Origin of the sequence: Pseudomonas sp. PGPPP4, from assembly GCF_002256045.1 — a bacterium.
Lineage (GTDB): Bacteria > Pseudomonadota > Gammaproteobacteria > Pseudomonadales > Pseudomonadaceae > Chryseomonas > Chryseomonas oryzihabitans.
Genome location: NZ_NKID01000005.1, coordinates 250,367 through 273,590, shown reverse-complemented (window position 1 = coordinate 273,590; position 23,224 = coordinate 250,367). Strand labels below are relative to the sequence as shown.

Below are 23,224 nucleotides of genomic sequence, written 5' to 3'. Positions count from 1 at the left end.
TGCGTTGAGTCGGAAAGCGACAATTCTACTGGTCGCCTCGCTGCTTTTACAGGGGCGCGACGCACTCTGATGTCTGGGCGACATGCGGTCGGGGCGGGTCAGCCCTTGGGCTTGGCCGGCGGTGCCGGGGTGGGCGCCGGCGATTCGGGCGGATTGGCCGCGGTACTGGTGGCTGGCGCAGCCGGCGGCTCGCCGCTCGGCGGGACCCGCGAGAACACCAGGGTCACCCGGCGGTTGAGCGCGCGATTGGCCTTGCTGGTGTTGGGCGCCACAGGGTACTGCTCGCCAAAGAAGCGCAATTCGATCTGCTCCGCGGCGAAGCCCTTGCTCTTGAGGTACTCCATCACGGCGATGGCGCGCAGCCGCGATTCCTGGCGGTTGTCCAGGCGGGTGCCCTGGTTGTCGCTGTAGCCGGAGACGATGACGTGATTGACCGTCGGATCGGCGTTCAGGTACTCGTCGATGAGGTCGAGCTTGGCCTTGGCGAGGTCGTCGAGGGTATCGCCGCCGCCTGGGAAATTGACCTGGGAATGGCGGATCTGCTCGAAGTTGACCGCCAGCAGCTTCTGGGTGCAGGCCTGGAATTGCTGGTAGGCCGGCTCGAAGCGCACCGGCAGCAGTCGCACCTCGACGCGGTCGTCCAGGGCCCCCGAGCGACTCACCTGGGGCATGCGCCCCTCCATCAGCCCCGCCAGCAACCGCTGCGCCTGTTGCGCGCTGGTGGCCAGCGCCTGCTCGCCCTCCACCACCTTGACCGAGCCGAGGCTGATATCGCCCAGCCCCGGCTTCCAGGGCACCGCCGCCGCCTTCAGGCTGGCGCTGCCCGTCGGCAACCACTGGCCATTGGGCCGCAATTCGAACACCGTGGACTCGCCCGCGCGGCGCAGGAAGCCGCCACTGCCGAAGCGCGGGATGGGCTGCAGCAGGCGACAGGCGAAGATGTCGCCCTCCACCTTCCACTCCACGCTCTCGAGCCGGCTCTGGAAGGTCATCCCCCAGGCCGGCACGGCAAGCAGCAGACAGGAAAGGAAGAGGTAACGCGGGCGCACGTCGAACTCCGGAAAGAAAAAGTACCTGGGGTTCTTATCGGTCGAGGCCGCGGAAAACTTGAGCGCGGTCCCGCCGCACGGGTGCCGGCCACCCCCTTTTCCGGTAGCATTTCCCCACTTTCCCGCAGCCTGGAATCCCGCATGACCGACCGGATCACTCTTGCCCGTCCCGATGACTGGCACATTCACCTGCGCGACGGCGCCGCCCTGCAGCAGACCGTCGCCGACGCCGCCCGGGAATTCGGTCGCGCCATCGTCATGCCCAACCTGGTGCCACCGGTGCGCAATGCCGAGCAGGCCGCCGCCTATCGCGAGCGCATCCTGGCCGCACGCCCGGCCGGCAGCCGCTTCGAGCCGCTGATGGTGCTCTATCTCACCGACCGCACCAGCCCGGAAGACGTCCGCGCCGCCAAGGCCAGCGGCTTCGTGCATGCCGCCAAGCTCTATCCGGCCGGCGCCACCACCAACTCCGATTCCGGCGTGACCTCGCTGGACAACCTCTTCCCGACGCTGGAGGCCATGGCCGAGATCGGCCTGCCGCTGCTGGTGCACGGCGAGGTCACCCACGCCGAGGTGGACGTCTTCGACCGCGAGAAGAAATTCATCGACGAGCACCTGGTGCGCATCGTCCAGCGCTTTCCGACGCTCAAGGTGGTGTTCGAGCACATCACCACCGGCGACGCCGCCGCCTTCGTGCGCGAGGCCCCGGCCAACGTCGGCGCCACCATCACCGTCCACCACCTGCTGTACAACCGCAACCACATGCTGGTGGGCGGGATCCGGCCGCACTTCTATTGCCTGCCGATCCTCAAGCGCAACACCCACCAGAGCGCCCTGCTGGACGCCGCCACCAGCGGCAATCCCAAGTTCTTCCTGGGCACCGATTCGGCGCCCCACGCGCGGCACGCCAAGGAAGCGGCTTGCGGCTGCGCCGGCTGCTATACCGCCTATGGCGCCCTGGAGCTCTATGCCGAGGCCTTCGAAAGCCGCAATGCCCTCGACCGCCTGGAAGGCTTCGCCAGCCACTTCGGTGCCGATTTCTACGGCCTGCCACGCAACACCGAAACCGTCACCCTGGTGCGCGAGGACTGGCAGGCGCCGGCTTCCCTGCCCTTCGGTGACCACGAGGTGATTCCGCTGCGCGCCGGCGAAACCCTGCGCTGGCGCCTGGAGGTGGGCGCATGAGCATGGACGAGACCTTCAGCGACGAACTGGACGCCAGCCAGCCGATGTCCGACTCGCGCATCCCCATGGCCCGTCGCTTCCGCGGCTACCTGCCGGTGGTGGTGGATGTCGAGACCGGCGGCTTCAACGCCGCCACCGATGCCCTGCTGGAAATCGCCGCCACCACCGTGGCCATGGACGAGGAAGGCGTGCTCTATCCGGATCACACCTACTTCTTTCGCGTCGAACCCTTCGCCGGCGCCAACATCGAGGCGGCGGCCCTGGAATTCACCGGCATCAAGCTCGACCATCCGCTGCGCATGGCGGTGGGTGAAGAGCAGGCGCTCAGCGAGATCTTCAAGGGCGTGCGCAAGTCGCTCAAGTCCAGCGGCTGCAAGAGGGCCATCCTGGTCGGCCACAACAGCAGCTTCGACCTGGGCTTCCTCAATGCCGCGGTGCTGCGCTGCGGCCTGAAGCGCAATCCCTTCCACCCCTTCTCCAGCTTCGATACTGCGACCCTCGCCGGCCTGGCCTATGGCCAGACGGTGCTGGCCAAGGCCTGTCAGGCGGCCGGCATCGAATTCGATAACCGCGAAGCCCACTCGGCCCGCTACGACACCGAGAAGACCGCCGAGCTGTTCTGCGGCATCGTCAATCGCTGGCGGGAGATGGGCGGCTGGGTCGATCTCGACTGACCGTCCGTCGCCGATCCTGCCTTTGATGAGATTTTGCCGCCTACAACTTTGACAATCATTCTCATTGTCATTAGCTTTGGCGGCACCTCCACTCATACAGCAGGCGATCCATGTACGTGTGTCTTTGCCGTGGCGTGACCGACAAGCAGATCCGTGAAGCCATCTACGAGGGCTGCTGCAGTTATCGGGAAGTTCGGGAAAGCACCGGTTGCGCCACCCAGTGCGGCAAGTGCGCCTGCCTGGCCAAGCAGGTGGTCAAGGAAACCCTCGGCGAACTGCACGGCGCCCAGCAGCTCGCCTACGCGCTGGACGTGCCGCGCGCCTGAGCGCAAGCCCTGTAAAAAAAGCCGGACCCAGGGTCCGGCTTTTTTATTGTCTAATCAAACGCTTACGGAAAGGATGGAAAAGCTTCCGATTACCGTTCGATTTTCGTCGATTTTTCAACAACTTAAGCTTTTGACAAAGGGCTGTTCCGCGCTCAGACTGCCGGCAATCCCACCCCATTCGCAGGTCCAGCCATGAAAGGCGATATCACCGTCATCCAGCATTTGAACAAGATCCTCGGCAACGAACTGGTGGCCATCAACCAGTACTTCCTGCATTCGCGGATGTACAACGACTGGGGTATCCGCAAACTCGGCCATCACGAGTACAAGGAATCCATCGACGAGATGAAGCACGCCGATCGCCTGATCGAGCGCATCCTGTTCCTGGAAGGCCTGCCCAACCTGCAGGATCTGGGCAAGCTGATGATCGGCGAGAACACCCAGGAGATGATCCAGTGCGACCTGCGCCTGGAAATCAGCGCCGTGGCCGACCTGCGTGAAGCCATCACCTACTGCGAAAGCGTGCGGGACTACGTCAGCCGCGACATGCTCAAGGACATTCTCGAATCCGAGGAAGAGCACATCGACTGGCTGGAAACCCAGCTGAGCCTCATCGCCAGCGTCGGGATCGAGAACTACATCCAGTCGCAGATGCACGACGACGATTGATCGGGCAGACGCCCACAAAAAAGCCCGCACATTGCGGGCTTTTTCTATGCACCAGGGACTCAGGCGTCCTTGGTTTCCACGGCTTGCTTGATCAGGGTCTGCAATTCGCCCTTCTCATAGAGTTCGGCGAGGATGTCGCTGCCGCCGACCAGTTCACCGCCGACCCACAGCTGGGGGAAGGTCGGCCAGTTGGCGTACTTGGGCAGATTGGCGCGGATTTCCGGATTCTGCAGGATGTCGACGTAGGCGAATTTCTCGCCACAGGCCATCAGCACCTGAGCAGCACGGGAAGAGAAGCCGCACTGAGGCGCGTTCGGCGAACCCTTCATGTAGAGCAGCACGGGATTGTTGGCAATCTGGTCTTTGATGGTATCGATGATGTCCACGATGCACCTCGCTAATACGGTGGGACGATTGTAACGGAAAGGCCGGTGGAACGCCGGGATTTCCGCGACGTCCAGCCCGTGACAGGCGCGGCTCGACCTGGCAATCGACCACGTTCCGACCCGGCCGTTCGCCAGCACCCTGACCATCCGGAGCGGTGCCAGGCAAAACTTTGGCGCCGGGGCCGTGGTCAGGTTAAGGGTAGGCGCCGCTCGGTGCGCCTGATCCAAGACCCAGGAGAACTCCATGAGCCTGTTCAGCAAGATCCTCTCGAAGCTCGGCATTGGTGAAGCCCATGCGGATACCCCCGCCGCAGCGCCCACCACCGGCGCGACCGATACCGCCGCACCCGCCGGCAGCCCGGCCGCCCCGACCGGCGCCACCCCCATGAGCCAGGTGGACGTCGCCGCCAAGCTTGACGGTCTGGCCGCCCAGAAAGGCGAACAGCTCAACTGGAAGACCTCCATCGTCGACCTGCTCAAGCTGCTCGACCTGGACAGCAGCCTGACCGCCCGCCAGGAGCTGGCCAAGGAACTGAACTGCCCCGCCGACAAGATGGGCGATTCCGCCCAGATGAACATGTGGCTGCACAAGGCCGTTCTGCAGAAGCTGGCCGACAACGGCGGCAATGTCCCCGCCGACCTGCTGTAAGGCACCGCCCCTCCGCTACCCCGTCTCAGGCTAGCCGCCCGAAAAGAAGGGCCTAGCCTGGGATGGTGGTAAAATGCGACATGAACTTATACCATTTCGCCTTTGGTCTTTCCGCCGTTTGAAACGGCATGCTCTCAGGTTCGCCGCGCCCTCCATGGACGGCCGTTACCGGGACGGGACGCTAGGGTAACGAAATGACGGTTCGCCACTTTCTTTCTTTCATGGACTGTTCCCCCGAGGAACTCCGGCAACTCATCGCACGCGGCATCGAGCTCAAGGCCCTGCGCAACCGGGGCGTGCTGCATGAGCCCCTGCGCAATCGCGTCCTGGGCATGATCTTCGAAAAGGCCTCCACCCGCACCCGCCTCTCCTTCGAGGCGGGCATGATCCAGCTCGGTGGCCAGGCGATCTTCCTCTCCTCCCGGGACACCCAGCTCGGCCGCGGCGAACCCGTCCCGGACAGCGCTCGCGTCATGTCGAGCATGCTCGACGGCGTGATGATCCGCACCTATGCCCACGAGATGCTGACCACCTTCGCCGCCCATTCCCAGGTGCCGGTGATCAATGGCCTGTCGGACGATCTGCACCCCTGCCAGCTGCTGGCCGACATGCAGACCTTCTTCGAACACCGCGGCGATATCCGTGGCAAGACCGTGGCCTGGATCGGCGACGGCAACAACATGTGCAACAGCTATATCGAAGCGGCCGAACAACTCGACTTCAATCTGCGCATCGCCTGCCCGGAAGGCTACGAGCCCAACCCGCGCTTTCTCGAGCGTGCCGGCGAACGCGTCCGGGTGACCCGGGATCCGCGCGAGGCCGTGGCTCAGGCACACCTGGTCAGCACCGACGTCTGGACCTCCATGGGCCAGGAAGAGGAAACCCGCCTGCGCCTGGCGGCCTTCAAGCCCTACCAGGTCACCGCCGAGTTGCTCGATGGCGCCGCACCGGATGTGCTCTTCATGCATTGCCTGCCGGCGCACCGCGGCGAAGAGATCAGCCATACCCTGCTGGACGACCCGCGCGCCGTGGTCTGGGACGAAGCGGAAAATCGCCTGCATGCCCAGAAAGCGCTGCTCGAATTCCTCATCAAGCCGCCGCTACACGCCTGATCCGGAGCAAGAGACCTCGGCAGCACCCGCCGCCGAGGTCTCCCCATCACAGCAGCAACTGCCCGCGCATGACCGTTACCGCGCGCCCGGCGATGCTGACCCTATCCCCTTCCAGCCGACACCTGAGCTGCCCGCCCCGCGCCGAAAGCTGCTGGGCGGTGAGCATCCGCTTGGCCAGTCGCCGCGACCAGTAGGGAATCAGGCTGCAGTGCGCCGAACCGGTGACGGGATCCTCGTCCACGCCCACCGCCGGGGCGAAGAAGCGCGACACGAAGTCGACCTCCTGGCCTCGCGCGGTCACGATGACGCCCTGCCAGGGCAGCCGGGCGATGGCCGCCAGATCAGGCTTGCAGTCCCGCACCGCCTGTTCCGACTCCAGCAGCACCAGCAGCTTGTCCGCCGCCAGGGCATCCACCGGCGATACCCGCAAGGCACGCTCCAGTTCGGGGGTCACCCCCAGCTCCGTGGGCACCAGCGCCGGAAAATCCAGCGCCAGCAGGCCATCGCCTTCCCGAAACACCCGCAGGACGCCCGCCTGGCTGATGAACGCCAGGCGGTCACCCACTTCGCCATAGACCTCGAACAGGATGTGCGCCGCGGCCAGGGTGGCATGGCCGCACAGGGGCACCTCGGTCCGCGGGGTAAACCAGCGGATGCGCCAGGTGTCCCCCTCCTGCACCACGAAGGCGGTTTCCGAAAGATTGTGCTCGGTGGCGATCCGCTGCAGCAGCTCGTCGGCTGGCCAGCTCTCCAGGCGGTAGACCGCGGCGGGATTGCCGCGAAAGGGCTGATCGGTGAAGGCATCGACCTGATGAAATTCTAGGGGCATGCGCGCTACCTGAGCAGAAGAAGAAAAACAGCGAGCGTCGCCGTCGCGCGGGCACCAGACCCCTGATGATCCCTGGCCGCGACGGCTACCTCTTGAGACCTGCCAACGGGCCGGTTGTCGCCAGAAGTCCTATGACCAAAATAGCAGGCGGCGTCGCATCGGCAATGAATTGTCGAACGTCGTCACTGTTTTTGCGCTCAGGAGCTTTGACAGTTTTCATATTTGAAATTAGATTTTCGGTTGCGAACAAATGGCTCTCCGGCCACCTATAAATACAACAACCACGAGGCTCCTCCATGAGTACTCTTCTCGCTCCAACGCTACGCGGTCAATGCATCGCCGAATTCCTCGGCACAGCCCTCCTCATCTTTTTCGGTACAGGTTGCGTGGCGGCCGCGAAGGTCGGCGGTGCCACCCTCGGCCTGTGGGAAATCAGCATCATCTGGGGCGTGGGTGTGAGCATGGCGGTCTACCTGTCCGCCGGGGTCTCCGGCGCGCATCTCAGCCCGGCCGTCACCATCGCCCTCTGGTTGTTCGGCGGCTTCGAAAGACGCAAGGTGCCCGCCTACATCCTGGCCCAGGTCGCCGGTGCCTTCTGTGGCGCGGCCCTGGTCTACGGCCTCTACAGCAGCCTGTTTTTCGATTATGAACAAGCCCACAACATGGTCCGCGGCAGCCAGGCGAGCCTGGAGCTGGCCGGCGTCTTCTCCACCTATCCCCATCCTTCCCTGTCGATTGGCCAGGCGTTCCTCGTCGAAGCCGTCATCACCGCGATCCTGCTGGCCATGATCATGGCCCTCACCGACGACGGCAACGGTCTGCCCCGTGGCCCGCTCGCGCCCCTGCTGATCGGCCTGCTGATCGCCGTGATCGGCGGCTCCATGGGCCCGCTGACCGGCTTCGCCATGAACCCGGCCCGGGATTTCGGACCCAAGCTGATGACCTTCTTTGCCGGCTGGGGCGAGATCGCCTTCACCGGTGGCCGTGACATCCCCTACTTCCTGGTGCCCATCTTCGGCCCCATCGTCGGTGCCTGCCTGGGCGCCGCCGGTTACAAGGCGCTGATCTGCCGCCATCTGCCCGGCCTGGCCTCCGGTGCCTGCGACGTTCCGGCCAAGGCCGAGGACAGTGCCCGCACCGAAGTGACCTCCGCCTCCAAAGCGTCCTGATCGCCGCGAATCACAATAAGGAACAAGACCATGACCGACCAGAACAAGCAGTACATCGTCGCGCTCGACCAGGGCACCACCAGCTCGCGCGCCATCGTGCTGGATCGCAACGCCAACGTGGTGACCATCGCCCAGCGCGAATTCGCGCAGATCTATCCGCAGGCCGGCTGGGTCGAGCACGATCCCATGGAGATCTGGGCCACCCAGAGCGCGGTGTTCGTCGAGGCGCTGGCCCAGGCCAGCATCAGCAACGAGCAGATCGCCGCCATCGGCATCACCAACCAGCGCGAGACCGCCATCGTATGGGACAAGACCACCGGTCGCCCCATCTACAACGCCATCGTCTGGCAGAGCCGCCAGAGCACCGCGATCTGCGACCAGCTCAAGCGCGACGGCATGGAAGACCATATCCGCAAGACCACCGGCCTGGTGATCGACCCCTATTTTTCGGGCACCAAGATCAAGTGGATCCTCGACCACGTCGAAGGCAGCCGTGAACGCGCCCGCCGCGGCGAACTGCTGTTCGGCACCGTGGACACCTGGCTGATCTGGAAGATGACCCAGGGTCAGGCCCACGTGACCGACTACACCAACGCCTCGCGCACCCTGCTGTTCGATATCCACAAGCGCGAGTGGGACGCCACCATGCTCGAGGTGCTGGACATCCCGCGCGAGATGCTGCCTGAGGTGAAGTCCTCTTCCGAGGTCTATGGCCAGGCGCACCTGGGCAGCGGCCAGACCACCGGCATTCCCATCGCCGGCATCGCCGGCGACCAGCAGGCGGCCCTGTTCGGCCAGATGTGCGTGGAGCCGGGCCAGGCCAAGAACACCTATGGCACCGGGTGCTTCCTGCTGATGAACACCGGCGAGAAGGCGGTGCAGTCCCAGCACGGCCTGCTGACCACCATCGCCTGCGGTCCCCGCGGCGAGGTCAACTACGCCCTGGAAGGCGCCATCTTCAACGGCGGCTCCACTGTCCAGTGGCTGCGCGACGAACTCAAGGTGATCAACGATTCCCTGGATTCCGAGTACTTCGCCACCAAGGTGACCGACAGCAACGGCGTCTACCTGGTCCCGGCCTTTACCGGCCTGGGCGCGCCCTACTGGGATCCCTATGCCCGCGGCGCGCTGTTCGGCCTGACCCGTGGCGTCAAGGTGGACCACATCATTCGCGCCACCCTGGAATCCATCGCCTTCCAGACCCGCGATGTGCTGGACGCCATGCAGCAGGACGCCGGCGAAGCCCTGAAGTCCCTGCGGGTGGACGGCGGCGCCACCGCCAACAACTTCCTCATGCAGTTCCAGTCGGACGTGCTCGGCACCCGGGTCGAGCGGCCGGAAATGAAGGAGACCACTGCCCTCGGCGCGGCCTATCTGGCCGGTCTCGCCACCGGCTTCTGGAGCAGCCTGGACGAGTTGCGCAGCAAGAGCACCATCGAGCGCGTATTCGAACCGGCCTGTGATCCGACCAAGAGAGACGCCCTGTACAAGGGCTGGAAGAAGGCCGTCGAGCGTACCCGCGGCTGGGCGCTGGACTGAGTCGAATCCGACCGGGAGGCGGCCGGCACTTGCCGGGCCGCTTCCCGCAAGGCTCCCACACGAGGCCGGCGTCTTCCGACGCCGGTCTTGCTTTGCGCGACAAGCGCTTTCCACCTGGATAGAGCTACGGCATCCTCTGTGAATTTACTCGATCACCTCAAGGAAGCCGTAATGAGCCTGGCGCCTCGCCAACAGCAGATTCTCGAACTGGTCCGTGAGCGCGGCTACGTCAGCATCGAAGAGCTGGCCCAGCATTTCTCCGTCACCCCCCAGACGATCCGTCGTGACATCAATCAGCTCGCCGAAGCCGGGCTGCTGCGGCGCTACCACGGGGGCGCCGCCCACGATTCCAGCGTGGAAAACACCGAATACAGCATGAGAGCGGGCCAGATGCGCGAGGAAAAGCGCCTGATCGCCGAAGCCGTGGCCGCGGCCGTGCCCGACCACGCCTCGCTGTTCATCAACATCGGCACCACCACCGAGGCCATCGCCCATGCCCTGCTCGGGCATCGCAGCCTCAAGGTCATCACCAACAACCTGCACGTGGCCAACATCCTCAGCGCCAAGGACGACTTCGACGTGCTGATCGCCAGCGGCAAGGTGCGCAGCGATGGCGGCGTGGTGGGCCAGGCCACGGCCGACTTCATCAAGCAGTTCAAGGTCGACTATGCCCTGGTGGGCATCAGCGGCATCGACGAAGACGGCACCCTGCTGGACTTCGACTACCAGGAGGTCTGCGTCTCCCAGGCCATCATCCATAACGCCCGCCAGGTGTTTCTCGCCGCCGACTCCAGCAAGTTCGGCCGCAACGCCATGATCCGCCTGGGCAGCCTGGAACAGATCGACCAGCTGTTCACGGAGCAGGAGCCCTCTCCCGCCTTCGCACGCTGCCTGCGCGAATGGCAGGTCAAGGTAGAAGTGGCGCGTCCGCGTTGATCCCTCGAGGCGACGACCATTCGTCGCCTCGCCTCTGTCTATATTCGTTTTTTTTCGTTTTAGCGGTCTTAAGCCACAGGCTTGGCTAGAACCTGAGTTTTTGCTGGGCTATTATGTTCGAAACCGAATAATTATGTTCGTTTCACAGGAGGCACTATGGCCCAGGCACCCACTGCAACTCCCCGGACTTACGATCTCGCCGTCATCGGCGGTGGCATCAACGGTGTAGGCATCGCGGCCGATGCAGCCGGTCGGGGTCTGTCGGTGTTTCTCTGTGAACGCGACGACCTGGCGAGCCATACCTCCTCCGCCAGCAGCAAGCTGATCCATGGCGGCCTGCGCTACCTGGAGCATCACGAATTCCGCCTGGTGCGCGAAGCCCTGGCCGAGCGCGAGGTACTGCTGGCCAAGGCGCCCCATATCGTCAAGCCGATGCGCTTCGTCCTGCCCCACCGTCCGCACCTGCGTCCGGCCTGGATGATCCGTGCCGGTCTCTTCCTGTATGACCACCTCGGCAAGCGCGAAAAGCTGCCGGGTTCCCGTGGCCTGAAGTTCGATGCCCAGGGGCCGCTCAAGGCCGAGATCAAGCGCGGCTTCGAATATTCCGATTGCTGGGTGGACGACGCCCGCCTGGTGGTGCTCAACGCCATGCAGGCGCGTGACAAGGGCGCCGACATCGTCACCCGCACCCGCTGCGTCAGCGCCCGGCGCGTCGAAGGTCACTGGGAAGTCGAGGTCGAGGGGCCCCATGGCCGCCAGCAGATCCGCGCCAAGGGCCTGGTCAATGCCGCCGGTCCCTGGGTCGCCAGCTTCATCCGCCAGGACCTGCAGCAGAAGTCGCCCTACGGCATCCGCCTGATCCAGGGCAGCCACGTGATCGTGCCCAAGCTGTACGAAGGCGAGCAGGCCTACATCATGCAGAACGAAGACCGCCGCATCGTCTTCGCCATCCCCTACCTGGGCCAGTACACCATGGTGGGGACCACGGATCGCGAGTACCAGGGCGATCCGGCCAAGGTGACCATCACCGACCAGGAAATCGACTATGTCCTCGGGGTGACCAACGCCCACTTCCGCAAGCAGCTAAGCCGCGACGATGTGCTGCACACCTTCTCCGGCGTGCGCCCGCTGTGCGACGACGAATCGGACAACCCCTCGGCCATCACCCGCGACTACACCCTGTCGCTGGCCGAGGAACAGGGTGCGCCGCTGCTGTCGGTGTTCGGTGGCAAGCTGACCACCTACCGCAAGCTGGCCGAATCGGCCATGGCGCAGCTGCAGCCCTTCTTTCCACAGTTGGGCAACAGCTGGACCGCCTCGTCACCGCTGCCCGGTGGCGAGCACATGACCACGCCCCAGGCGCTCACCCGCGAATTGCTGGACAAGGTCAGCGGCCTGACGCCCGCCCTGGCCCAGCGCTGGGCGACCACCTACGGCAGCCGGGTCTGGACCCTGCTGGGCGATTCGCGCTCCGTGGAAGAGCTGGGCAAGGTGCTAGGCGCCGATCTGCATGTGCGTGAGGTGGAATACCTGCAGCGTCACGAGTGGGTCACTCGCGCCGATGACGTGCTCTGGCGGCGGACCAAGCTGGGCCTGGTGTTCACCGACGCCGAGCGGGCGGCCCTGGAAGACTTCCTGGCGCATTCGGAACCGGCCCAGGCCACCAAGGGCAGCAACGCGGCCTGAGACGCGAGAAGAGCTGTCTCCCGAGCGGGCAATCCGCTCGGGGACGGTCAGAACTCACCCGGCAATCGAACCGGCAAGGACTGGCCAGGGGCGTCAGAGCATAGGCAGCACCATGAAAAGTCTTCATGATGCGCCTTTGTCTCCAGTGTCAGCGCCATGTTCGAACTCCGTCACCTGAAAACCCTGCATGCTCTCCGTGAATCCTCCAGCCTGGTGGAAGCCGCCGAGCGGCTGCACCTGACCCAGTCCGCCCTCTCCCATCAGTTCAAGGAACTGGAAGAACGCCTGGGGACCCCGCTGTTCATCCGCAAGACCAAACCCATTCGCTTCACCAGTGCCGGCCTGCGGCTGCTACAGACCGCGGACGCGGTGTTGCCGCACCTGCGCAGTGCCGAGCGGGACCTGGCGCGTCTGGTCGGGGGTACGGCGGGTCGCCTGCACATGGCCATCGAATGCCACAGCTGCTTCCAGTGGCTGATGCCGACCATCGACCAGTTCCGTGATTCCTGGCCGGAAGTGGAGCTGGACCTGGCCTCCGGCTTTTCCTTCGCGCCCCTGCCAGCGCTGGCCCGGGGCGATCTGGACCTGGTGGTGACGGCCGATCCGGTGGACCTCTCGGGGGTGACCTATGTGCCGCTGTTCACCTACGAGGCCCTGCTCGCGGTAGCCAACCAGCATCCGCTGGCGCAACGGCCCTATATCGTCCCCGAGGATCTCGCTCAGGAAACGCAGATCACCTATCCGGTGGAGCGCGATCGGCTGGATATCTTCACCCGCTTCCTCGATCCGGCCGATGTCGAGCCGCTGTCGGTGCGCACGGCGGAGATGACGGTGATGATGCTGCAGCTGGTGGCCTCGGGGCGTGGCGTCTGCTGCCTGCCCAACTGGGCGATCCACGAGTACAGCTCGCGCGGCTATGTGACCGCGCGGCGACTGGGCGAGAAAGGGCTGTATGCGACGCTCTATGCGGCGATCCGCGAGGACATGCTGGAGGCGCCCTTCATGCAGGATTTCCTGCTGACCGCCAAGGACACCTCCTTCGCCACCCTGGAAGGGGTCAGCAGCGCGCGCTGAGCCGGCGCGCTGCGCGCCAGGGCTTACTTGCTGTTGCCGCCCGGGAAGCCGGCGAACTTCTTGTTGAAGCTGGAGACCCGGCCTTCGACCTTCATCTGGCGCTGCTCACCGGTGTAGATGGGGTGCGAGGCGCTGGATACGTCGAGGCTGATGTAGGGATAGGTCTCGCCTTCGTATTCCTGGGTACGGTCGCTCTCGGCGGTGGAGCGGATCAGGAAGTAGGTGTCCGAGGTGGTGTCGTGGAACAGCACGGGACGGTAGTTGGGATGGATACCGGGTTTCATGAGGCGTCTCCTGCTCTGGGCGCCCGAGACGGGATGTCTCCTGCGCACCGATTAAAGATACATTATAACATATAAAGGTCGTTTTTGCAGCCCCACCTGTGACGGTGACGGCAGCCACGGCCTTTCCAATGGAACCATCCGCCGCGCACGGGGCTCGTAACCTGAGGCCCTGACCGGCGGTACCCCACACTTTCTGAGACCCGCTGTCGGTCGGTGCGTGCGTTCAGGTCCGCGGCGCCAGACAGACGAGCTGTCCGCCCCCTGCCCTGTTCACCCGCACAGCGCCCCTGCATTGGCTTCTCAAGGATGGCGAGAAGTCCACACGCATTGGATGCGCACGCCGGGTTCGGGATTGAACTCACCGCGCCGCATCCCAAGGATTCAAGAGGCACAGCACCATGTGCGGCATCGCCGGAGAGCTTCGTTTCGATCGTCAACCTGCATCCATCAGCGCGGTGGAGCGCATCACCCACCGCCTCGAACAGCGCGGCCCCGACGCCTGGGGTTTCCATAGCCAGGGGCCGGTCGCCCTGGGCCATCGGCGGCTGAAGATCATGGATCTGGCGGAAGCCTCGGGCCAGCCCATGATCGAGCCGGAGCTGGGGCTGTCGATGGTGTTCAACGGCGCCATCTACAACTACCCGGAACTGCGCAGCGAGCTGGAAGCCAAGGGTTACCGCTTCCACTCCGGCGGCGATACCGAGATCCTGCTCAAGGCCTATCACGCCTGGGGCAAGGCCATGTTGCCCAAGCTCAATGGCATGTTCGCCTTCGCCATCTGGGAGCGCGACAGCGGTCGGCTGTTCATCGCCCGGGATCGCCTGGGCATCAAGCCGCTGTACCTGTCCTTTACCGACAAGCGCCTGAGATTCGCCTCCAGCCTGCCCGCGCTGCTGGAGGCCGGTGACATCGACACCCGCATCGATCCGGTCGCCCTCAACCACTACCTGAATTTCCATGCCGTGGTGCCCGCGCCGCGCACCATCCTGCAGGGCGTGCAGAAGTTGCCCCCGGCGACCTGGATGACCGTGGACGCCTCCGGCCAGCAGCACCAGGAAACCTGGTGGACCCTGGACTACGGTCCCCACGAAGACGAGCGTCGCTACACCCTGGACGACTGGGCCGAACGGGTCCTGCATGGCCTCAAGGACGCCGTGGCGATCCGCCAGCGGGCGGCGCGCGAGGTGGGGGTGCTGCTTTCCGGCGGGGTGGATTCCAGTCTGCTGGTCGGCCTGCTGCACGATTCGGGGGTAAAGGACCTGCTGACCTTCTCCATCGGCTTCGAAGATGCCGGCGGCGAGCGCGGCGACGAATTCCAGTATTCCGACCTGATCGCCAATCACTACGGCACCCGCCACCACCAGTTGCGCATCGCCGAGGACGAGATCATCCAGCAGCTGCCGCGCGCTTTCTCGGCCATGAGCGAGCCTATGGTGAGCCACGACTGCATCGCCTTCTATCTGCTGTCGCGGGAGGTCTCCAGGCACTGCAAGGTGGTGCAGAGCGGCCAGGGCGCGGACGAACTCTTCGCCGGCTACCACTGGTATCCCCAGGTGCATGGCGCCGCTGATCCCTTCGCTGCCTACCGCGCCGCCTTCTTCGATCGCGACTATGCCCAGTACGCCGCCACCGTGCAGGCCGGCGTGCGCCTGGAGGAAGACGCCGCCGAGACTTTCGTCCGTCAGCACTTCGCCAAGCCTGGCGCCAGCGCCGGCGTCGACAAGGCCTTGCGCCTGGACAGCACCGTGATGCTGGTGGACGACCCGGTCAAGCGGGTCGACAACATGACCATGGCCTGGGGCCTGGAAGCCCGGGTGCCCTTCCTCGACTATCGCCTGGCCGAACTCTCGGCACGCATCCCCGCCGAATTCAAGCTGGGCGACGGCGGCAAGCAGGTGCTCAAGGCGGCGGCGCGCAAGGTCATTCCCCAGGAAGTCATCGACCGGCCCAAGGGCTATTTCCCGGTGCCGGGCCTCAAGCACCTGGAAGGCAACACCCTGACTTGGGTGCGGGAACTGCTGCTGGATCCCAGCCAGGATCGCGGCCTGTTCGAGACCGCCGAGATCGATCGCCTGCTGACCAATCCGGCCGACCGCATCACCCCCCTGCGCGGTTCCAAGCTCTGGCAACTCGCGGCGCTCAACCTCTGGCTGAGCGAGCACGGACTGTAAGGGCGGAACACCCATGAAAGCGACCAGCTACAACCAGCGCCTCCAGCGCGCCCAGACGCCCTCCTACGAACGGCTGCAGGCGCGTCTGGCGGAAGGCGACCATCCCACCTGCCAGCCGCTCTCCCTGCATTGCGGCTGGGGCCGGCTGCTCATCGGCCATACCTATCCCGACCCCGCCAGCCTGGCCAAGGAACTGCTCACTGAAACGCCCGGCGAGCGCGACATCGCCCTCTATGTGGCCGCACCCCACCAGGTGCTGGCCCAGGCGCCGCAGCAGCTGTTTCTTGACCCCAGCGACACCCTGCGGATCTGGTTCAGCGACTATCGTCCGGCCCGCCGGATCTATCGCGGCTTTCGCATCCGCCGCGCCTGCTCCGCCCAGGACTGGAGCGAGATAAACCGTCTGTACCAGCAGCGCCACATGCTGCCGGTCGACACCGAGCGACTGACCCCGCGGCACAAGGGCGGACCGGTGTACTGGCTGGCGGAGGACGACGACAGCGGCGCCATCATCGGCTCGGTGATGGGGCTCAATCACGTCAAGGCCTTCCAGGATCCGGATGGCGGCTCTTCGCTCTGGTGCCTGGCGGTCTCCCCGGACTGCAGTAGACCCGGTGTCGGCGAGGCGCTGGTGCGCCATCTGATCGAACACTACGCCAGTCGCGGCCTGGCCTTTCTCGACCTGTCGGTGCTGCACGACAACCTGCAGGCCAAGCGACTCTACGACAAGCTGGGGTTCCGGCCGCTGCAGACCTTCGCGATCAAGTGCAAGAACGGCATCAACCAGACGCTGTTCCTCGGTCCCGGGCCGGCGGCCGAACTCAATCCCTATGCGCGCATCATCGTCGACGAAGCCCTGAGACGCGGCATCGAGGTGCAGGTGGATGACGCCGAGGGCGGTCTCTTCACCCTGATCCAGGGCAACCGGCGCATCCGCTGCCGCGAGTCCCTGACCGATCTCACCTCTGCGGTGACCATGACTCTCTGCGCCGACAAGGTGCTGACCAGCCGTACCCTGGCCCGGGCCGGGCTGCGGGTGCCGGAACAGCAACTGGCGGGCAGCGACGACGACAACGCCGCCTTCCTGGAGAAACACGGCGCCCTGGTGGTGAAGCCGGTCAACGGCGAACAGGGCAAGGGCGTGGCGGTGGACATCCGCGACGCCGAGCACCTCGCCGCCGCCATCCAGGCCGCGCGCCGGTATGACGACCGGGTGCTGCTGGAAAGCTTCCATCAAGGTCTCGACCTGCGGGTGGTGGTCATCGGCCACGAGGTAGTGGCCGCCGCCATTCGCCGCCCGGCGGAGATCGTCGGTGACGGCCAGCACAGCGTCAGGGACCTGATCGAAGCCCAGAGTCGCCGGCGCCAGGCCGCCACTGGCGGCGAGTCGCGAATCCCGGTGGATGAGGAAACCGAACGCGCCATCCGCAGCGCCGGCTACGAGTGGGATAGCGTCCTACCGACCGGTACCCACCTGGCCGTGCGCAAGACCGCCAATCTGCACACCGGCGGCATCCTCGAGGACGTCACCGACAGCCTCCATCCGGTGCTGGCCGACGCCGCCGTCCAGGCGGCCCGAGCGCTGGATATCCCGGTCACCGGCATGGACCTGCTGGTGCCCGCCGCCGATGCGCCCGACTACGTCATCATCGAAGCCAACGAGCGGCCGGGCCTGGCCAATCACGAGCCGCACCCCACCGCCGAACGCTTCATCGACCTGCTGTTCCCGCTGTCCCGGGAGGTTCCGCTATGAATCGCTTGCCCGAGCCCGATCTGGATTACCTGCGCAAGGTCCTGCTGGACATGCTGGCGATCCCCAGCCCCACGGGTTTCACCGACACCATCGTCATGTATGTCGCCGAACGCCTCAACGAACTGGACATCCCCTTCGAGCTGACCCGTCGCGGCACCATCCGCGCCACCATCAAGGGGCACAAGGAGAGTCCGGACCGGGCCGTCTCTGCGCACCTGGACACCATTGGCGCCATCGTCCGCGAGATCAAGGACAACGGTCGCCTGGGCCTGGCGGCCGTGGGCCACTGGTCGAGTCGCTTCGCCGAAGGCAGTCGCGTCAGCCTGTTCACCGACGACGGTACCCTGAGAGGCAGCGTGCTGCCGCTGCTGGCGTCCGGCCACGCCTTCAACACCGAGATCGACAAGATGCCGGTGACCTGGGACCACATCGAGCTGCGCCTGGACGCCGTGACCAAGAGTCGCCACGAGACCGAGCAGCTGGGCGTGCAGATCGGCGACTTCGTCGCCTTCGATCCGCTGCCGGAATTCACCGACAGCGGCTACATCAGTTCGCGCCATCTGGACGACAAGGCCGGCGTCGCCGCCCTGCTCACCGCCCTGAAGATGCTCAAGGAAACCGGCCAGACCCCGCCGATCGACTGCCACCCGCTGTTCACCATCACCGAAGAGGTGGGTTCGGGCGCCGCCGGTGCCCTGCCCTGGGACGTCAGCGAATTCGTCGGCATCGACATCGCCCCCGTGGCGCCCGGCCAGCGCTCCGACGAGCACCGCGTCAGCGTGGCCATGCAGGATTCCGCCGGCCCCTACGACTATCACCTGTCACGGCACCTGCTGCGGCTGGCGCAACGCAACGACATCCCGGTGCGCCGCGACCTGTTCCGCTACTACTACAGCGACGCCCACTCGGCGATCAGTTCCGGCCAGGACGTACGGGTCGCCCTGCTGGCCTTTGGCTGCGACGCCACCCACGGCTACGAGCGCACCCATATCGTCAGCCTGGCGGCGCTCAGCCAGTTGCTGACCGGCTACATGCTCAGCCCGCCGGTGTTCGATAGCGATGCCCAGCCGGCCGACAGCTCGCTCGACCGCTTCGGTCACCAGTTGCTGCCAGAAGACACCCAGATGGACAACCAGACGCACCTGCCGCCGCTGGAGGAGGTCGTCGGCGACGGCAGCAAATAGCGTTCGATCAACGCGCCTGGGGTATCCTGGGCGCCTTTTTCCAGGCACCTCTCGATGATCATCCCCCACGACCAGCTCGCTGCCGCCACCCTCGACAACCTGCTGGAAGACTTCGTCACCCGCGACGGCACCGACAACGGTGACGAGACGCCCCTGGCGACCCGGACCCAGCGCGCGCGCCGCGCCCTGGAAACGGGCGAGGCCGTCATCCTCTTCGATCCGGACAGCGCCCTCTGCCAGCTGATGCTGCGCCGCGACGTGCCGCCCGAGCTGCTGGACGACTAGCGCCTCTCGCGCCCGTCAGGCACTGCCACGCGGCGCCAGCAGGATCACCAGCGCCCCCGCCACGCAGAGCAGACCGCCCGCCAGATCGGCCCAGGTCGGTCGGGTACGCTCGACCAGCGCCAGCCAGCCCAGCGAAGCCACCACATAGATGCCGCCATAGGCGGCATAGGCACGCCCGGCATAGGCCGCCTCGATACGGGTCAGCAACAGGGCGAAGAGCACCAGGCTGGCGAGTCCGGGGGCTATCCACCAGGGACTGCGATCCAGCCGCAGCCAGAGCCAGAAGGCATAGCAGCCGGCGATCTCGCACAGCGCGGCCAGCAGGAACCAAAGATAGTTCAGCATGGGGCCGCGCCGTCTTCCTGGCGATAGGGCAATGCCTCGGCGGCCCGCCGCGCATAGGCCTGGACGCCGTCGCGCTCCTGCTCGAGAAACTCCGCCACCGCCGCTCTCAGGCCCGAATGCACCAAGTAATGCCAGGAACGGGTCAGGGTCGGCTCGAAGCCACGAATCAGCTTGTGCTCGCCCTGGGCGCCGGCATCGAAGCGCTGCAGCCCTTCGGCGATGGCGTATTCGATCCCCTGGTAGAAACAGGTCTCGAAATGCAGCTGATCGAATTCCTGCAGGCAGCCCCAGTAGCGGCCATAGAGGGTGTCGCCGTCCTTGAGATAGAAGGCCATGGCCACCGGCCGGCTGCCCTGGCGGACCAGCACCACCCGGATCGCCGCGGGCAGCCGCTCGGCCAGCAGGCTGAAGAAGGCGCGGGTCAGATAGGGATCCTGGCCACGCACCTCGTAGGTATTGGCATAGCAGGCATAGACGAAATCCCACTCGGCTTCGCTCAGCTCGCTCCCCGTCCGCCATTCGAAGTTCACCCCCAGACCGGCGACCTGGTCGCGCTCCTTGCGCAGCTGCTTGCGCTTGCGCGAGGTCAGGGCAGCCAGGAAATCGCCGTAGTCGCCATAGCCGCGGTTATGCCAGTGGAATTGGCAGCCAAGCCGCGCCAGCCAGCCCTCCCGATCCTCGAGCAGGGCATCGGCCTTGGGATCGGTGAAGTTGACGTGCAGGCTGGAGAGCTCCAGACCGGCCAGGCTGCCGGTGGTGGCGTCCAGCAGGGTCGCGCAGGCGGCGGGATCGCCCAGCAGGCGCGCCCCCTGTACCGGCGAGAAGGGCACCGCGGCCAGCAGCTTGGGATAGTAGTCGATCCCGGCACGGCGGCAGGCATCGGCCCAGGCCCAGTCGAAGACGTATTCGCCATAGGAATGCATCTTGAGGTAGGCCGGCATCGCGGCCCGCAGCTGCCCCTGCTCATCCTTGAGAATCTGGTGCGCCGGTTGCCAGCCGGTCCCCTGCCCCAGGCTGCCACTGTCTTCCAGGGTGGCGAGGAATTCATGGCGCAGAAAGGGCTGGTCGTCCGCCAGCAGCGCGTTCCACTGGGCGGCAGGCACCTGGGCCAAGCTGTAGAGATACTCGACGATCATCCCACTCCCCTTGCTTGGACTCGGCCTACAGGTCTAACACAGATGAGTAGCCGGACGGCTCCTGTGAAAGACTCTGGCGGCCGGCTTTCGTGCGGACGAAAAAAAACCGCCGTGAGGCGGTTTCTTTCGAGTGTGGCGTCCCCTAGGGGACTCGAACCCCTGTTACCGCCGTGAAAGGGCGGTGTCCTAGGCCACTAGACGAAGGGGACGTTACCCTGGTGCAATCCTTGCGGACCGCGAATTTGGTGGAGCTAGACGGGATCGAACCGTCGACCTCTTGCATGCCATGCAAGCGCTCTCCCAGCTGAGCTATAGCCCCGCGTACAACGTCTCGCCACGTCTGGGATACGTGACTGATATGGCGTCCCCTAGGGGACTCGAACCCCTGTTACCGCCGTGAAAGGGCGGTGTCCTAGGCCACTAGACGAAGGGGACGAAACCTTCTACCGATTCCCCCCGAAGGCGAAACCGAAATTTGGTGGAGCTAGACGGGATCGAACCGTCGACCTCTTGCATGCCATGCAAGCGCTCTCCCAGCTGAGCTATAGCCCCGTCGGTCAGGACGGGGCGCATGTTAAGAGGCCCGGCCTCCCCTGTCAACACCAATAAGAAAAAAACCTGCTAGTAACAGACACTTAAGCCGGAAACCGACTAGATCGCCCGGGACAGGGCCGCACGCTGGGCGCGGGCGGCCAGCAGGTAGGTGAACTTGCCGTCGCTGGAGGAGAGCTTGCGCAGGACCTTCTTGTCCAGGGCGCGATAGGCCCCCATCTCCAGCGCCGTACGGCCCGAGCTACCGATCAGCATGCCCGGATTGGCCACCATCAGCCTGGCGGCCTGCTCCACCGCCTTGGCGTAGCTCTTGCGATCGTCGAGATCGTAGTCCCGCAGCGGCAGCAGCATGCGCAGCCATTCGGCCCAGTAGAACTCGAGGAATTCCGACGGCAACACCCGGCCATCCGGGGTCCGCGGCTTGTCGTAGCCGATCTGGCGGGTGAAATAGACCAGGGCGCGGTATGGGTCGTCGGCCATGGCGGAGAGCCCCAGGGTCGGCGGCAGCTGCTCGGGCAGGATGGGCCGGCCCTGGGGATCCTTGAGCCAGGCCTTGCGCTCGTCGAGCAGGCGGATCCAGAAGTCGGCCATGCTCGCGGCGTCGCTGAAATCGTCGGTGACCCTGACCCACACTGGGGTCTCGGGGCCGCCGCCGGGATGCTCCCAGAAGGCGGAAAAGGTGTGGTGGCCGTCGGTGAGATAGAGCTGCCGCCCCGGACCTATGACGACGGTCTTCATTTCATCCGGACAGCTACCTGGCGGCCGTACCCCGAGGGCGTCGCCGGCCGAGCGCAGACTGGTGCTCGGCTGGAAGCCACCACTCAGGTGCTGGCCATTGGCTTCGCAGTAGTCGTCGAACAGCTTGCGCCGGTCGCAGGCGTACTTGCCGAGCTTGTACAGCACCTGGTCGTGGCCGATCGCGGGCTGGGTGGGGCGCAGCTGATGCAGCTGCACCTGGAGCAGGCTTCCTGGCGGCACGGGGTCTTCCTATTTCAAGAGGTCTTCCCAGGTCCGACAACGGTCATCCCGGGAAGACTCCTGCCGTCGATCAGACCTTGCGCAGCACCACGCTGCCGATGGAATAGCCCGCGCCAAAGGAGCTGAGCACCCCCAGGCTGCCGCTGGCCAGATCCTCGTGATGCAGATGCAGCGCGATGACCGAACCGGCCGAGCTGGTGTTGCCGTAGGTATCGAGGATGACCGGCGCCTCCTTGGGCTCGGGTTCGCGACCCAGCAGGCGTTTGACGATGAGCTGATTCATCGCCAGGTTGGCCTGGTGCAGCCAGAAGCGCGAGACCCGCTCGACGGGGATGTCCAGTTCGGCCAGGTGATTGCCGATCAGCTCGGCCACCAGCGGGCAGACCTCCTTGAACACCTTGCGCCCTTCCTGGACGAACAGCTTGTCCGGGTGGGTCATGCCCTCCTCCGCCGCGCGGTTGAGAAAGCCGAAGTTGTTGCGGATGTTGTTGGAGAATTGGGTGAACAACCGGGTGCCGAGGATCTCGAAGCGGTGCGCCGAGGTCGCCTGATCGGCGCGCTCCACCACCAGGGCGGTGGCCGCATCGCCAAAGATGAAATGGCTGTCGCGGTCGCGGAAATTCAGGTGGCCGGTGCAGATCTCTGGATCGATCACCAGCACCGCCCGCGCCTGGCCCAGTTGCACGGCGTTGGCTGCGGTCTGCAGGCCGAAGGTCGCCGAGGAACAGGCGACGTTCATGTCGAAGCCGTAGCCCTGGATACCCAGCGCGGCCTGGACCTCGATGGCCACCGCCGGATAGGGCCGCTGCAGGTTGGAGCAGGCGACGATGACGCCGTCGATGTCGGCGGCCGTCTTTCCGGCCCGTTCCAGGGCTTCACGCGCCGCGGCGACACCCATCTCGCAGAGGATCGAGGGCTCGTCATTGGAACGCTCGGGGATACGCGGCACCATGCGCGCCGGATCGAGGATGCCGGCCTTGTCGACCACATGGCGGCTGCGGATGCCGGAGGCCTTCTCGATGAAGGCGGCGCTGGATTCCGGCTGGGGCGCCAGGCTGCCCTGGGCGATGGCCTCGGCATGCTCGGCATTCCACTGGCCTGCCCACTGGTTGAAGGACGCAACCAGCTCGTCGTTGGAAATGCTTTCGGGCGGCGTATAGAGCCCACTACCGCTGATGACCGCGTGCTGCACGGCTATTCCTCTTGTTGTCGGGATGACGCCGTGCCAGTTTGCCGCAAATCCGGGGTGGACG

General features: G+C 65.3%; 23 protein-coding genes and 4 tRNA genes. 15 read left to right on the top strand and 12 right to left on the bottom strand.

The genetic code is table 11. From position 1 onward, the window contains the following. Positions 1-98: 98 nt before the first annotated feature. A complete protein-coding gene (locus CFE50_RS12000) occupies positions 99-1,049 on the bottom strand; it encodes a flagellar protein MotY (protein ID WP_286733762.1) in 951 nt (316 codons plus the stop codon). A 141-nt stretch (positions 1,050-1,190) separates the two neighbouring features. Here CFE50_RS12000 and pyrC point away from each other — a divergent pair, with 141 nt between their 5' ends. From pyrC to bfr, 4 genes are all read left to right on the top strand, one after another. Then, complete coding sequence (pyrC, locus tag CFE50_RS11995; protein WP_286733760.1) at positions 1,191-2,234, top strand: dihydroorotase; 1,044 nt, start codon at positions 1,191-1,193, stop codon at positions 2,232-2,234. A 2-nt stretch (positions 2,235-2,236) separates the two neighbouring features. After that, complete coding sequence (rnt, locus tag CFE50_RS11990; protein ID WP_371099723.1) at positions 2,237-2,908, top strand: ribonuclease T; 672 nt, start codon at positions 2,237-2,239, stop codon at positions 2,906-2,908. Between the two features lie 110 nt (positions 2,909-3,018). Beyond that, on the top strand, positions 3,019-3,234 hold the full coding sequence (locus CFE50_RS11985) for a bacterioferritin-associated ferredoxin (RefSeq protein WP_007162750.1): 216 nt from the start codon (positions 3,019-3,021) through the stop codon (positions 3,232-3,234). Between the two features lie 192 nt (positions 3,235-3,426). Then, positions 3,427-3,903 carry a bacterioferritin gene (bfr, locus tag CFE50_RS11980; protein ID WP_286733757.1) on the top strand — a complete coding sequence of 159 codons (477 nt, stop codon included), beginning with the start codon at positions 3,427-3,429 and terminating at the stop codon, positions 3,901-3,903. A 59-nt stretch (positions 3,904-3,962) separates the two neighbouring features. Here bfr and grxD read toward each other — a convergent pair whose 3' ends face one another. After that, entirely contained in the window at positions 3,963-4,289 is a 327-nt protein-coding gene (grxD, locus tag CFE50_RS11975) for a Grx4 family monothiol glutaredoxin (protein ID WP_007162748.1), read from the bottom strand. A 244-nt stretch (positions 4,290-4,533) separates the two neighbouring features. On the opposite strand from grxD, the gene CFE50_RS11970 reads away from it, so the two are divergent. Further along, complete coding sequence (locus CFE50_RS11970; RefSeq protein WP_007162747.1) at positions 4,534-4,938, top strand: DUF3597 domain-containing protein; 405 nt, start codon at positions 4,534-4,536, stop codon at positions 4,936-4,938. 194 nt (positions 4,939-5,132) lie between these two features. Beyond that, positions 5,133-6,050, top strand: a complete 918-nt coding sequence (argF, locus tag CFE50_RS11965; RefSeq protein WP_286733754.1) for an ornithine carbamoyltransferase — start codon at positions 5,133-5,135, stop codon at positions 6,048-6,050. 46 nt (positions 6,051-6,096) lie between these two features. Here argF and CFE50_RS11960 read toward each other — a convergent pair whose 3' ends face one another. Then, complete coding sequence (locus CFE50_RS11960; protein ID WP_286733752.1) at positions 6,097-6,879, bottom strand: PhzF family phenazine biosynthesis protein; 783 nt, start codon at positions 6,877-6,879, stop codon at positions 6,097-6,099. Positions 6,880-7,175: 296 nt separating this feature from the next. Between CFE50_RS11960 and CFE50_RS11955 the strand changes: the two genes are divergently transcribed. From CFE50_RS11955 to metR, 5 genes are all read left to right on the top strand, one after another. Beyond that, on the top strand, positions 7,176-8,048 hold the full coding sequence (locus tag CFE50_RS11955; protein ID WP_027601308.1) for an MIP/aquaporin family protein: 873 nt from the start codon (positions 7,176-7,178) through the stop codon (positions 8,046-8,048). A 30-nt stretch (positions 8,049-8,078) separates the two neighbouring features. After that, a complete protein-coding gene (glpK, locus tag CFE50_RS11950) occupies positions 8,079-9,587 on the top strand; it encodes a glycerol kinase GlpK (RefSeq protein ID WP_286733750.1) in 1,509 nt (502 codons plus the stop codon). A 171-nt stretch (positions 9,588-9,758) separates the two neighbouring features. Continuing rightward, on the top strand, positions 9,759-10,523 hold the full coding sequence (locus CFE50_RS11945; RefSeq protein WP_007162742.1) for a DeoR/GlpR family DNA-binding transcription regulator: 765 nt from the start codon (positions 9,759-9,761) through the stop codon (positions 10,521-10,523). 156 nt (positions 10,524-10,679) lie between these two features. Further along, positions 10,680-12,209 (top strand): glycerol-3-phosphate dehydrogenase, encoded by a 1,530-nt coding sequence (glpD, locus tag CFE50_RS11940; RefSeq protein WP_286733748.1) that lies wholly within the window; start codon positions 10,680-10,682, stop codon positions 12,207-12,209. A 156-nt stretch (positions 12,210-12,365) separates the two neighbouring features. Next, a complete protein-coding gene (gene metR, locus CFE50_RS11935; protein WP_007162740.1) occupies positions 12,366-13,283 on the top strand; it encodes a transcriptional regulator MetR in 918 nt (305 codons plus the stop codon). A gap of 23 nt (positions 13,284-13,306) precedes the next feature. Here the strand turns inward: metR and CFE50_RS11930 are convergent, their stop codons facing one another. Beyond that, positions 13,307-13,567 (bottom strand): type B 50S ribosomal protein L31, encoded by a 261-nt coding sequence (locus tag CFE50_RS11930; RefSeq protein WP_007162739.1) that lies wholly within the window; start codon positions 13,565-13,567, stop codon positions 13,307-13,309. Between the two features lie 398 nt (positions 13,568-13,965). On the opposite strand from CFE50_RS11930, the gene CFE50_RS11925 reads away from it, so the two are divergent. Genes CFE50_RS11925 through CFE50_RS11910 form a run of 4 tightly spaced genes read left to right on the top strand, consistent with a single transcriptional unit; the run spans position 13,966 to position 18,960 of the window. Then, positions 13,966-15,738, top strand: coding sequence for an N-acetylglutaminylglutamine amidotransferase (locus CFE50_RS11925; protein ID WP_286733742.1), 1,773 nt, complete (start codon positions 13,966-13,968; stop codon positions 15,736-15,738). A 13-nt stretch (positions 15,739-15,751) separates the two neighbouring features. Continuing rightward, complete coding sequence (gene ngg / locus CFE50_RS11920; RefSeq protein WP_286733741.1) at positions 15,752-17,491, top strand: N-acetylglutaminylglutamine synthetase; 1,740 nt, start codon at positions 15,752-15,754, stop codon at positions 17,489-17,491. Next, positions 17,488-18,675, top strand: coding sequence for an osmoprotectant NAGGN system M42 family peptidase (locus tag CFE50_RS11915; protein WP_286733738.1), 1,188 nt, complete (start codon positions 17,488-17,490; stop codon positions 18,673-18,675). The genes ngg and CFE50_RS11915 overlap by 4 nt, the downstream gene beginning before the upstream one ends. Before the next feature lie 54 nt (positions 18,676-18,729). Beyond that, positions 18,730-18,960, top strand: coding sequence for a YheU family protein (locus CFE50_RS11910; protein ID WP_286733736.1), 231 nt, complete (start codon positions 18,730-18,732; stop codon positions 18,958-18,960). 15 nt (positions 18,961-18,975) lie between these two features. Here CFE50_RS11910 and CFE50_RS11905 read toward each other — a convergent pair whose 3' ends face one another. From CFE50_RS11905 to CFE50_RS11870, 8 genes are all read right to left on the bottom strand, one after another. Beyond that, entirely contained in the window at positions 18,976-19,305 is a 330-nt protein-coding gene (locus CFE50_RS11905) for a YnfA family protein (protein WP_286733734.1), read from the bottom strand. Next, the gene (locus tag CFE50_RS11900; RefSeq protein ID WP_286733732.1) at positions 19,299-20,441 is read right to left on the bottom strand and encodes a GNAT family N-acetyltransferase; all 1,143 of its coding nucleotides are present in this window, start codon (positions 20,439-20,441) and stop codon (positions 19,299-19,301) included. The genes CFE50_RS11905 and CFE50_RS11900 overlap by 7 nt, the downstream gene beginning before the upstream one ends. Before the next feature lie 133 nt (positions 20,442-20,574). After that, a tRNA-Glu gene (locus CFE50_RS11895) sits at positions 20,575-20,650 on the bottom strand. 34 nt (positions 20,651-20,684) lie between these two features. After that, positions 20,685-20,760, bottom strand: a tRNA-Ala gene (locus CFE50_RS11890). A 40-nt stretch (positions 20,761-20,800) separates the two neighbouring features. Continuing rightward, positions 20,801-20,876, bottom strand: a tRNA-Glu gene (locus CFE50_RS11885). Between the two features lie 41 nt (positions 20,877-20,917). Further along, positions 20,918-20,993, bottom strand: a tRNA-Ala gene (locus CFE50_RS11880). A 99-nt stretch (positions 20,994-21,092) separates the two neighbouring features. Continuing rightward, positions 21,093-21,971: a ParB/Srx family N-terminal domain-containing protein gene (locus CFE50_RS11875; protein WP_027597598.1), complete on the bottom strand. Its 879-nt coding sequence runs from the start codon at positions 21,969-21,971 to the stop codon at positions 21,093-21,095. A gap of 70 nt (positions 21,972-22,041) precedes the next feature. After that, positions 22,042-23,163 (bottom strand): beta-ketoacyl-ACP synthase III, encoded by a 1,122-nt coding sequence (locus tag CFE50_RS11870; RefSeq protein ID WP_241809394.1) that lies wholly within the window; start codon positions 23,161-23,163, stop codon positions 22,042-22,044. Positions 23,164-23,224: the final 61 nt, after the last annotated feature.